Raw genomic sequence first — 11918 nt, forward strand, 5'->3', positions numbered from 1 at the left:
GGCAGAATGGAAAGCTGCGGAAGGGCAACAGCCGGTTCCGCGCACAACGTGTGCAGTGAATTGAGAAGGGTAAGTAATCAGCTAATGAAGTCGCAGGAGATCACCAAGCGCTGGGTGGACTTTTTTGTCAGCAAGGGCCACACCGCCGTTCCCTCCGCGTCGCTCGTTTCAAGCGACCCGTCACTTCTCTTCACTGTGGCCGGCATGGTCCCATTCATTCCTTATCTGACCGCGCGCGAAGAGCCTCCCTACAAGCGCGCCACCAGCGTCCAGAAGTGCATCCGCACGGGCGATATCGAGGAAGTCGGCAAGACGGCCCGGCACGGCACGTTTTTCCAGATGTGCGGCAACTTCTCCTTTGGCGACTACTTCAAGGAAGATGCCATCAAGTTCGCCTTCGAGCTACTCACCAAGAGCGTTGACGACGGCGGCTATGGACTTCCGGCCGAGCGCCTTTGGGTGACGGTCTACGAAGAAGACGACGAAGCCAAGGAACTGTGGCTCAAGAACACCGGCATTCCGGCCGAGCGCATCCAGCGCATGGGCAAGGCTGACAACTACTGGTCCACTGGCCAGCCGGGCCCCGCCGGCCCTTGCTCGGAGATCTACTACGACCGCGGCCCTGCCTATGGCATCGAAGGCGGCCCGCTGGCTGACGAGACCCGGTATATCGAAATCTGGAACCTCGTGTTCATGCAGTACCAGATTGAGAACGTCCGCTCCAAGGTGGACTTCGACATCGTCGGCGAACTGCCGCAGAAGAACATCGACACCGGCCTTGGCATGGAGCGGCTCGCGATGATCCTCCAAGGCGTCGAGAACATGTACGAGACCGATCAGGTCCGTCCTGTCATTGACAAGGCTGCTGAGCTGTCCGGCCGTGAGTACACCTCTGCAGAATCCGCCGATGATCCCCACCACACTGACGACGTCCGCATGCGCGTTGTTGCAGACCACATCCGTTCGGCCCTGATGCTCATTGCCGACGGCGTGGCACCGTCCAACGAAGGCCGCGGCTACGTTCTGCGCCGCCTGATCCGCCGTGCTGTTCGCGCCATGCGCTTGCTCGGCGTCGAAAAGGCTTGCCTGCCGGACCTTCTTCCGGCTTCCCGCGACGCCATGAAGGGTGTTTACCCGGTGGTGGAGACCGATTTCGCCCGCATCAGCCGTATTGCCTACGCCGAAGAAAAGGCGTTCCTGCGCACCATTGCTTCTGGTACAGCACGCCTGGAGGATGCAGTGGCCGAATCCAAGGCTGCAGGCGTTCCCTTGTCCGGCGCTGACGCTTTTGCGCTCCATGACACCTACGGCTTCCCCATTGACCTCACTTTGGAAATGGCTGAAGAAGCCGGCCTCAAGGTTGACGAAGCCGGCTTCCGTTCGCTCATGCTTGAACAGCGCCAGCGCGCACAGGCAGATGCCAAAGGCAAGAAGGGCGGCCACGCCGACCTCAGCGCCTACCAGGAAATGCTGGGCCAAGGCGAGACCACCTTTACCGGCTACGACGAGCTTGATGGCGAGTCCAAGGTTCGCGGTATCCTCAGCGCGGGTCAGCGGGTGGCGCACGCCTCCACGGGCGACGAAATCGAAGTGGTCCTCAATGAGACGCCATTCTACGCAGAAGCCGGTGGACAGTCGGCCGATACCGGCCTCATCACCGGCGACGGATTCGTCGTCGAGGTCCTGGACGTCCAGCGCCCGGTTAAGGGCCTCAGCGTCCATAAGGCAATCGTCCGGGAAGGTGAGATCGCCACCGATGCCCTGGTGCGCGCCGCCGTCGATCGTGAACGGCGCCACGCAGCTGAGCAGGCGCACACTGGTACGCATATTGTGCATGCCGCGCTGCACCAGATCCTGGGCCCGGAAGCTACCCAGCGTGGTTCCTACAACAAGGCCGGCTACCTCCGCTTCGACTTCGCCTGGGGTGAGGGCCTGAGTCCCGCCACGCGATCGGAAATTGAAGAGGTTTCCAACATCGCTATCCGGAACAACTACCGGGTGGACACCAAAGTCATGGGACTGGCAGAAGCCAAGGCGCTGGGCGCCATGGCTCTGTTCGGCGAGAACTATGGCAGCGAAGTGCGTGTGGTGGAGATCGACGGCGCCTGGTCCCGGGAGCTTTGCGGTGGCACCCACGTGTCCAATACCTCCCTCATTGGCAGCCTTTCCCTGCTGGGTGAGCAGTCCGTTGGCTCGGGAAACCGCCGCGTGGAGGCTTTCGTGGGCTTGGACGCTTTCCGCCACCTGGCCGCTGAGCGAGCACTGGTTACGGAACTCACGGAACTGCTGAAGGTTCCCTCCGGCCAGCTCGCGGACCGCATCTCCAGCACCTTGAACAAGTTGAAGGCAACAGAGAAGGAACTCGACCGCCTTCGCAAGGAGCAGCTGGCCGCAGCGGCCGCCAACCTCGTGGGTACCGCCAAGGACGCCGCGGGTGTGCGGGTTGTAGCCCACGATGCCGGCCAAGTGGGTGGAGCAGACGATCTCCGGAACCTTGCCCTCGATCTCCGCAACCGTCTGGGCTCCGAAGCCGCCACTGTGGCAGTTGCCGGTGTCAGCAATGATCGCCCCGTCATTTTGATTGCCACGAATGAAGCCGCCCGTGAATCCGGTGTGAAGGCCGGAGCGTTGGTGCGCCTTGCCGCGGGCATCCTCGGTGGTGGCGGCGGTGGCAAGGACGATGTCGCGCAAGGTGGCGGCACCGACGCTGGGAAGGTCTCTGAGGCCCTCACAGCGGTGGTGGATGCGATAGCCAAGCGTTAACGGTGAATTCCAGTACGAACAGCGGCGTCTACCCCCAAGGCATCAAGCTGGGGGTAGACGTCGGCACCGTCAGGGTTGGGCTGGCCATATGCGACCCCGACGAAATCCTGGCCACGCCCTTCAAGACAGTGAGCCGCGACGCCAAGAAGAACTCCGACGTTCGCGTGGTGGTTAAACAGGCTGCGGAGATGCGGGCCGTGCAGATTTTCGTGGGCCTTCCAAAGACCATGAAGGGCGAGGAACGAAGCTCCGCGCAGATGGCAACGGAGTACGCCGAACTGCTGGTGGGCGAGCTTGCCCGCGCCGGTTTGGACGTTCCCGTGAACCTCGTAGATGAGCGTCTTTCCACTGTTACGGCGCACCGGAACCTGCACGAAGCTGGCATGAGCAGCAAGAACCACCGTAAAGTGGTTGATCAGGTTGCCGCTGCTGGAATACTTCAGCACGCGATCGACATGCAAAAAGCCAGAGGAACGGACGTTGGCCGCCGCGTAAATGCACCGGCGCAGTCCGATACATCCAGCAGTGCCCCAACGCTGCAGGCTTCCTCCGGCCCTGAACCAGATTCTTCTACGAGGGGACTGCAACTGTGAGCCCGGTCAACAACGACCCCTCCAGCGGGACCGCCGGCGGCGGCATGCCGCTGACCCGCAAGGAACTGCGGGCGCGGGAACGATTCCTCGCCACCCAGAACCAGAACGTCGTACCCGTTCCCGAAGCGACGCCGGGGGAAGCAGCGCCTTCGGCTGACGTTGAGCCTGAACTGCCCCGCCCGATTCCCGCTGTTCCCAAGCCAGCAGCTGCGCCTGCACCGGTTGTGCCGGAACGCGTTGCGCCTGAACCCGTTGCGCCCGAACCCGTGCGGGCGGTCGTGACTCCGCCCGTTCCGGAAGCAGCACCGGCAGTTGCGACGCCGGCTCCCAGTGAACACGTGGATGCCAGTGAACACGTGGATCCTGTGCTTTCGGAAGAGGAGCACCATGACGATGCCCTTCCGGTACCAGCTGTTGCACATGTCTATGCCGGTCATGCCAACGAGGCCCACCATTACGGTGTCCACGAAGGCTCGGTCCACGAAGGCTCTGTGCACGTTGACGATCATGCATTTGCAGAACACGCGACCGAGTACGATTACGAAGCCCACGAAGGTCACATGGAGCTCCATGAAGAGCTTCATGAAGAGCTACATGACGAGCACCACCACCTCATCGCTCCAGTAGAAGTTACGGCCGCGTCCAAAGCCGCGGCCAAGAAGGCGCGGCGCCGCCGTCGTGTCCTTGCCTTGCTGATCACGCTGGGAGTCTTTGTTGCCGCCATCGCGATCGGCGCGCAATTCCTCAAGCCCCTCCTTGGCATGGACAAAGTCACCGATTACCCCGGTCCGGGCACTGGCTCCGTCAGCATTACGGTGCCGGAAGGGGCCGGCCCCAAGGCTGTGGCAACCGCCTTGGTGGAAAACCACGTCGTGGCAGATGCGGATTCCTTCGTCAAGGAATTCGTGAGCGAGGGCGGTGAACTCTCGCCGGGGGAATTCACCTTCCGTACCGAGATGAAAAACTCCGACGCCGTTGCGGTCCTCGCCAACAAAGACGCTTCCAAGGTGATCTACTTCGCCTTGAGTGCAGGTCTCCGGATCAACGAGTCGTTGGAGGCAATCTCCAAGGGCTCCGGCATTCCCATGGCCCAGCTCAATGGCTTCAACCAGGCGCCCGGACAATTCGGGGTGCCTGCGAAGGCCAAGAACCTGGAGGGCTTCCTCGCTCCGGGAGAGTACCGCTTCCCGCTGGGCACATCGGGTAAGGACATCATCCAGAAGCTGGTATCCAGCACCCTTGATGAGCTCAAGGCCCAAGGAATTACGGATCCGGCCAAGCAGTACGACACCGTAACCATCGCCAGCATCGTCCAGGCAGAGGGCGGCCAGGCCGACTACGGAAACGTCGCCGGCGCAATTTATAACCGGCTCAAGCCCAATAACACCGAGACCAACGGCCTCATCCAGTCAGACGCCACAGTCACCTATGGTCTGGGCAAGAAGTCCTTCCACCTCACGGATGAAGAGAAGGCGGACAAGTCCAACACCTACAACACCTATGCAAACCCAGGGCTGCCGGCCGGTCCGATTGGTTCCCCGGGCAAGACGGCGATCGATGCGGCGGCCAAACCGACGCAAAATGATTACCTGTACTGGGTGACCATCAACCTGGACACCAAGGAGACCAAGTTCTCCAAGACACTGGCCGAACACAGCACTTACGTTGAGCAGTACAACGCATGGTGCCAGGCCAACGCCGGACGGTGCGTGTGAGTCGTCGCGCCGCTGTCCTCGGGCACCCGATCTCACATTCGAAGTCCCCGGCGATGCACACTGCTGCCTATGCCAAGCTCGGTGTGGACATCGAATACTCGGCCATCGACCTGACAGTGGATAGGCTTCCGGCGTTCATGGATTCCCTTCGCGGGGATGGGGCGTGGTGTGGGCTTTCGGTAACCATGCCGTTGAAGTCGGCCATGGTCAGGGAAGTCGACGAGGTTCGTGGCGCTGGCGCCCACTTGGGTGTTATCAACACGGTGGTCTTCGAGAACGACGGCGGATCGGTCCGCCGCGTCGGCTACAACACCGATGTCAAGGGCATCGTGGAGGCAGTACGTTACGCAGGAATCGCTTCTGCACAGCATGCCGCCGTTCTTGGCGGTGGGGGTACCTCAGCTGCCGCCATCGCTGCCATCCACGAGCTCGGAGCTGAACACGTCGACGTTTTCGTTCGCGACACAACACGCGCCGTCGACGCGCAAGCCGCCGCGGCCGCCGTCGGAATTTCCCTGCGGCTCCGCCCCCTCAGTGAGGCGGCTACAGCAGTGGCCGGATCCGGGCTGGTCATCTCCACCTTTCCTCCGCGCGCGGCCGATGCGCTTGCAGAGGAACTCGCTGCCCTGCCAGGAACAGGCGCGGGGGTTTTGCTGGACGTCGCTTATGACCCTTGGCCGAGCCGCCTCGCCGAGGTTTGGCACGGCCATGGGGGAGCGGTGGTTCCCGGACTAGAAATGCTGATGTACCAAGCGGCGGAGCAGATCCGGCAGTTCAGTGGCTGTGACGTTGACGCCTCCGTCATAGATGTGATGTGCGACTCAGTTGGGCTTCCCCGGCGAGTGTTCTAGAGGCCTTACATGGCAGGATTGGTTATATGTTGCGTTGGTTGACTGCCGGTGAATCCCATGGTCCGGCTCTGATCGGAATTGTTGAAGGCGTGCCTGCCGGTGTTGAGCTCACCAGCGGGCAAATCCGTGATGCTTTGGCGCGTCGTCGCCTGGGCTACGGACGTGGCGCCCGCATGAAGTTTGAGCAGGATGAAGTCACGATCCTCGGTGGCGTGCGTCACGGCATCACCCAGGGTGGTCCGGTTGCCATTCAGGTGGGCAACACCGAATGGCCAAAATGGGAGCAGATTATGTCTGCTGATCCAGTGGACCCTGAAGTCCTTGCCGACCAAGCCCGGAACGCCCCGCTGACCCGCCCGCGCCCTGGGCACGCCGATTTCACCGGGATGCAGAAGTACGGCTTTGACGAAGCCCGTCCGGTGCTTGAGCGCGCAAGTGCGCGTGAAACCGCCACCCGTGTTGCTCTCGGTACCGTTGCCGCCCAGTTCCTTAAGCAGCTGGGCGTGGAATTGGTCAGCCACACCGTTTCCATCGCCAGCGTCACCGTACCTGAGGGCAAGGCGTTGCCTCTGCCCAAGGACGTTATCGCCCTTGACGCAGATCCCTTGCGCTGCTTCGACCGCGAAACGTCGGATGCCATGGTGGCCGAGGTGGATGCCGCCCACAAGGAAGGCGAGACCCTTGGAGGCGTGGTTGAGGTCCTTGCCTACGGACTTCCCCCTGGATTGGGCAGTTACGTCCATTGGGACCGCCGCCTCGATTCCCGCCTCGCCGCAGCGCTGATGGGTATTCAGGCCATCAAGGGCGTGGAGGTCGGTGACGGCTTCCTCACCGCTGCCCGCCGTGGTTCTGCAGCGCACGACGAAATCCTCAAGGATGAGAACGGCAAAATCATTCGTCAGACCAACCGTGCCGGCGGCATCGAGGGTGGCATGAGCATCGGCGAAGTTCTGCGCGTCCGCGCCGCCATGAAGCCCATTGCCACAGTTCCCCGTGCGCTGCGAACCATTGATGTCAGCACCGGGGAGCCAGCCAAGGCGCACCACCAGCGTTCGGACGTCTGCGCAGTTCCGGCAGCGGGCGTTGTGGCGGAGGCCATGGTGGCCCTTGTCCTCGCAGAAGCCATTGCCGAAAAATTCGGCGGTGACTCTGTTGCCGAGACCACGCGTAACCTGCAGAGCTACCTGGATAACATTCCGGCAACCTTGGACTCGGTCGGCCGGTAGTGGGCCGCGCTACCCAGGACGGCTGCGCTGGCCGTCCCGTTGTCCTGGTGGGCCCCATGGCAGTTGGCAAGTCTGCGATCGGCCAGCAACTTGCGCAGCAGCTCGGCGTTCCCTTCGTGGACACCGACGCCGTGGTGGTCGCAGCGCACGGCAGCATCGCTGACATTTTCGCTGGTCGGGGAGAACACGCGTTCCGGGAAATTGAAGCCCGGGCGGTGGCGAAGGCCATCGAGGGCGCCAAGCAACAACCAGCGGTGATTTCGCTGGGTGGCGGAGCCGTCCTGGACTCGGGAACCCAGCAATTGCTGGGGGAGTGCACCGTGGTTTACCTGGAATGCGATGCCTCGACTGTTGCGGACCGGATCGCGCGAAACACCGGAAGGCCTTTGCTGCAGGGCGACGCTATGTCCCGATGGGAGGCCCTGTTTGCCACCAGGCGTCCGGTCTATGAGCGTCTTGCAGATATCGTCCTGGACGTCCGTTCGGGATCCGTGGCTGAAATCGGCCTCCAGTTGGAGGAGCGGCTGCGCCAGCATGCAGCCTTGAAAGAGGAAGTTGAAAAGTGAGCAACGAAGCAACTGTCATCAAGGTGACCGGCCAATCAACCGCGGAGAACTACGACGTCGTGGTGGGCCGTGGCCTCCTGCAATCCCTCCCCGCCAAACTTGGCGAGCGGGTTCGGCGCGTGCTTGTCATTCACCCGCGCGCCCTTCGCCTGACCGGGGACACCGTCCGCGATGAGCTCGAAGCTGCTGGCTTTACGGCACTGACAGCCGAGATCCCGGACGCCGAAGAAGGCAAGCACATACAGGTTGCCGCTTTCTGCTGGCAGGTACTGGGACAGAACGACTTCACCCGCTCGGACGCTATTGTTGCCGTCGGTGGCGGCGCTGTGACCGACCTCGCCGGATTCGTTGCAGCCACGTGGCTGCGGGGAGTTAAAGTCATTCACATGCCCACCAGCCTGCTGGGTATGGTGGATGCCTCAGTTGGCGGCAAAACGGGTATCAACACTGCCGAAGGCAAGAACCTGGTGGGATCGTTCCATCCTCCTGCGGCTGTACTGGCGGATCTGGACACGCTCAAGACCTTGCCCAGGAATGAGCTGATTTCCGGAATGGCAGAGGTCATCAAGTGCGGCTTTATCGCCGATCCCGTGATCCTTGACCTCGTTGAAAAGAACACGGACGCAGTGATGGACCCGGAATCCGACGTTGTCCGTGAACTTATCGAGCGTGCCATTGCGGTCAAAGCCAACGTTGTCTCCCAGGACCTCAAGGAATCCGGGCTGCGCGAAATCCTGAACTATGGACACACCTTGGGCCATGCCATTGAATTAGTGGAACGGTACTCTTGGCGCCATGGTGCAGCAGTTTCGGTGGGTATGATGTTCGCCGCTGAACTGGCGCGAAGCGTTGGACGACTCTCCGATGCCGACGCCGACCGGCACCGCACCATCCTTGAGAGCCTTGGATTGCCCATCACCTACCGCAAGGACCGCTGGCAAGGCCTGCTGGATGGCATGCGCCGGGACAAGAAGTCCCGTGGGGACCTCCTGCGCTTTGTTGTCCTGGATGGCGTAGCCAAGCCCGGCATTCTGGACGTCCCCGACACGTCCCTGTTGTTTGCCGCCTACCAGGAGATTGCTTCATGATGACCGTCCTCAGAGAAGGCGTCAGCGACTGGCCAACCGGCGGATTCCCGGGTGTCCGCACAAACCCCGATACTCTGCTGCCCGTTATCGTCAACGAAGACGCACTGGAATCTGCCTTGGCCGCTTCGGAAGACCCTGCCGACCGCATCATGGCGCTGCTGCTGGAAAACCAGCCCAAGGAAGCGGCGGAATTGCTGGCCGAAGCCCGCTACAAGGACCCCGAATCCTTCCGCTTGCGGATTTTTGAAGCTGAAGTCCACCGGGCCACCAATCGCCTGGACCGTGCCATCCAATTGTTCCGCCAGCTGCTGCAGGAAGTCCAAGGAACGTCCAAGGAAGCGATCGTCCATCAGTATTTGGGCAGGGCCTATTTCGTGAGCGGAAATGCCCTGGCAGCATCCGAGGAGTTTGCCAAGGCCCTGGACCTGAGGGTTGCGAAGGCCGCCGATGCCGCACTGATTTACTCCTCCGCGGTGGCCCTCCAGCGGGCCAGGGACGTACTGGAACTCGCGTCCTGATCCACGCTGGAACCACCCGAAGCCAAGCCCCTTCCCATTTGCCGGTAGAATGGTTCTTGGATTTTTGATAAATACGCGCTGGCACGCCTTTTGGCATGCTGGCTGGCATACCCGGCTGGAAGCTAGAAACCGTAGCTAGAACCAGTGAGAGAAACCAGAGGATACGAGTGGCAACCACAAACGACATCAAGAACGGAACCGTACTGAAGCTCGAGGGCCAGCTCTGGAACATCATTGAGTTCCAGCACGTCAAGCCGGGCAAGGGTGGCGCTTTCGTTCGCACCAAGATGCGCAATGTCATGTCCGGCAAGGTGGTTGACAAGACCTTCAACGCTGGCCTGAAGATCGAGACCGCTACGGTTGACCGCCGTGACTACCAGTACCTGTACCAGGATGGCGAAGACTTCGTCTTCATGGACACCCAGGACTACGACCAAATCACCGTTTCCGGTGCTACGGTCGGCGACGCCACAAACTTCATGCTTGAGAACCAGATGGTGAACATCGCCATCCACGAAGGCACGCCGTTGTACATCGAGCTGCCGCCGAGCGTCGTTCTCGAAATCACCTACACCGAGCCTGGCCTCCAGGGCGATCGCTCCTCGGCAGGCACCAAGCCGGCCACCGTGGAAACCGGCTACGAAATCCAGGTTCCACTGTTCGTGGAGCAGGGCACCAAAGTCAAGGTTGATACCCGCGACGGCAGCTACCTGGGCCGGGTCAACGACTAGTGAGCGCACGCGGTAAAGCCCGTAGCAGGGCACTTGAAGTACTTTTCGAGGCGGAGCAGCGTTCCGTTTCGGCTTTTGACGCGCTCAAGGCGCGTCGGGAGAAGACGGATCTCGTCATTAACCCTTACACGATGGAAATCGTTGAGGGTGTCGTCTCCATGCAGCCAACCATCGATGAGTTCCTGCAGACCTATGCCCAGGGCTGGACGCTGGAGCGGATGCCTTCGGTAGACCGCATCATCCTCCGCATTGGTGCCTGGGAGCTCCTCTATAACGACGAAGTCCCGGATGGAGTGGCAGTCAGCGAAGCTGTGGCCCTCGCCAAGACGATGTCCACGGACGAATCACCGGCCTTCATCAACGGCTTGCTGGGCCGGCTCCAGAAGCTCAAGCCGTCACTGCTCGCGTAGGCGGGTTGCTGGACCCGCATCCACTCAGGATGCGGGTCCTCTCTTTTAAGCTCGCGCAACCCTAGTGCAGCACTGCGGCCCGGAGCCCTGGAATCGCACGAAGATGCTCAAGTTCATCCTGCTGATGAACCGGTACATCGCGGCCGCTGAGGATGCGTTGGCGCGTGAACGCCAAGGCCGTGGCACCCTTGATGAATGCCCGCATCTGCGCGGCACGGCCACGCGAGGCTGCCCAGCGAAGCGCATGTCGCCTTCCCTGGGATGTGGCCAGCATTTCAACTTCGGCTGGCGTGAACCATCCGGCCCTGGCATATTCGAGCAGCCGCTGGCGCGTGAGTTTGCCTTCGGCCATGCGCAGGAAAATGATGCCGAGGGCCGCAATCAGGAAGATCGGCACCTGCACCACGAAGTAGTCCAGCAGGAAGTCCTGGCCCATGCTGTTCCACCGGTTGTGCAGGAACATGGCCGGCAGGAGGCCGATGACAAAGGCCAGCATTGCGTAGCCGGAATGCCATCGACGGGCGGCGAATCCCATGATCAGGCCGGTTGTCCCCGTGAAAATGGCGTGAGCGAACGGTGACATGACGCCGCGAAGGATGAAGATGCGGACAAGGTCCGTGCCGGGCTCCGACGACGAGGCGATCTCACGCCCGAAGTAGAGGATGTTCTCGGTGAAGGCGAAGCCGGCGGCGATGGTAAAGGCAAACACCACACCATCCACGGGACCATCGAAATACTTCCGGGCGCCAAGGATGAGAAGCAACAGGCCAAGCGATTTGGTGAATTCCTCCACGATGGGGGCCTGGACAGTGGCCATGAAATATGTGAATGCTTCTTCGCTGGTGGTAGGGGCTGCCAAGGCGAAGAGGGGCTGAATCAACAGGGTTCCGGCGATCGAGACTGCGGCTCCCCACGTGAAAGCGAACCAGAGCAGCCTGTTCGGTTCCGGCTCCCAACGGTCAATGAGCCGTACGGTCAGCAGCACCACCGACAACGGGATCAGGGAGGCGATGAACCCGATCACGAAGCCAGTGACTCCTGTATTGCCCAGAAGGAAGGGAACCACCAGAAGCAGGCTGCCGAAGACCAATATGGCGCCCGCCACGAGCAGGGGGAGTGTGCTCGGCGACCGGCGTCCCGTGGATGCCGGCGGAGCCGCCCAACTCTGCTGGGGAAGGTTCCCGGGGTTCCCGGGGGCTGGTTGGTAGTTTCCGGGCTGTACGCGTCCGATCCACGTCGGATTGGCTGCCGGTTCCAGGTAGGGCCGCGGGTAGGGTTGGTGTCCGCCGGGGTGCCCAGGATGGTCGCTGCTCATGGCCTAGAGCCTATTGCACGGGCCGGATGTGAGCTTAAACTCACGCCTCTTCTGCGGCCCGGTGAGGCTGCCAGTTTCCGCTGTGGTAGTTTTGAAAGGCAAATATTCCTTTTTTAATTCCGTCCCGTGAGGCGGGGAAAGG

Annotated in this window: 11 protein-coding genes; 10 read left to right on the forward strand and 1 reads right to left on the reverse strand. The window is 61.5% G+C overall.

Features of this window, described 5'->3' with window-relative positions; all coding sequences use genetic code 11:
• Positions 1–84 precede the first annotated feature (84 nt).
• The 10 genes from alaS (at position 85) to nusB (ending at position 10461) form a co-directional block, all read left to right on the forward strand.
• Complete coding sequence (gene alaS / locus ACTAQJ_RS02645; protein ID WP_498700500.1) at positions 85–2763, forward strand: alanine--tRNA ligase; 2679 nt, start codon at positions 85–87, stop codon at positions 2761–2763.
• Between the two features lie 2 nt (positions 2764–2765).
• Complete coding sequence (gene ruvX / locus ACTAQJ_RS02650) at positions 2766–3356, forward strand: Holliday junction resolvase RuvX (protein ID WP_431115386.1); 591 nt, start codon at positions 2766–2768, stop codon at positions 3354–3356.
• Complete coding sequence (gene mltG, locus ACTAQJ_RS02655) at positions 3353–5071, forward strand: endolytic transglycosylase MltG (protein ID WP_498700504.1); 1719 nt, start codon at positions 3353–3355, stop codon at positions 5069–5071. The genes ruvX and mltG overlap by 4 nt, the downstream gene beginning before the upstream one ends.
• Positions 5068–5922: a shikimate dehydrogenase gene (locus tag ACTAQJ_RS02660; protein WP_431115384.1), complete on the forward strand. Its 855-nt coding sequence runs from the start codon at positions 5068–5070 to the stop codon at positions 5920–5922. The genes mltG and ACTAQJ_RS02660 overlap by 4 nt, the downstream gene beginning before the upstream one ends.
• Positions 5923–5948: 26 nt before the next feature.
• Positions 5949–7148 carry a chorismate synthase gene (gene aroC / locus ACTAQJ_RS02665; RefSeq protein WP_431115383.1) on the forward strand — a complete coding sequence of 400 codons (1200 nt, stop codon included), beginning with the start codon at positions 5949–5951 and terminating at the stop codon, positions 7146–7148.
• A 56-nt stretch (positions 7149–7204) separates the two neighbouring features.
• Positions 7205–7714: a shikimate kinase gene (locus tag ACTAQJ_RS02670; RefSeq protein ID WP_498702144.1), complete on the forward strand. Its 510-nt coding sequence runs from the start codon at positions 7205–7207 to the stop codon at positions 7712–7714.
• The gene (gene aroB / locus ACTAQJ_RS02675) at positions 7711–8802 is read left to right on the forward strand and encodes a 3-dehydroquinate synthase (protein WP_431115381.1); all 1092 of its coding nucleotides are present in this window, start codon (positions 7711–7713) and stop codon (positions 8800–8802) included. Before ACTAQJ_RS02670 ends, aroB begins: the two co-directional genes overlap by 4 nt.
• Complete coding sequence (locus ACTAQJ_RS02680) at positions 8799–9320, forward strand: tetratricopeptide repeat protein (RefSeq protein WP_477515738.1); 522 nt, start codon at positions 8799–8801, stop codon at positions 9318–9320. The genes aroB and ACTAQJ_RS02680 overlap by 4 nt, the downstream gene beginning before the upstream one ends.
• Positions 9321–9487: 167 nt before the next feature.
• Positions 9488–10051: an elongation factor P gene (gene efp, locus ACTAQJ_RS02685; protein WP_011774957.1), complete on the forward strand. Its 564-nt coding sequence runs from the start codon at positions 9488–9490 to the stop codon at positions 10049–10051.
• A complete protein-coding gene (gene nusB, locus ACTAQJ_RS02690) occupies positions 10051–10461 on the forward strand; it encodes a transcription antitermination factor NusB (protein ID WP_216925562.1) in 411 nt (136 codons plus the stop codon). The genes efp and nusB overlap by 1 nt, the downstream gene beginning before the upstream one ends.
• A gap of 61 nt (positions 10462–10522) precedes the next feature.
• On the opposite strand, the gene ACTAQJ_RS02695 is transcribed toward nusB, so the two are convergent.
• Positions 10523–11776: a PrsW family intramembrane metalloprotease gene (locus ACTAQJ_RS02695; RefSeq protein ID WP_498700510.1), complete on the reverse strand. Its 1254-nt coding sequence runs from the start codon at positions 11774–11776 to the stop codon at positions 10523–10525.
• Positions 11777–11918 lie beyond the last annotated feature (142 nt).

This window comes from Arthrobacter sp. alpha11c, from assembly GCF_054149985.1.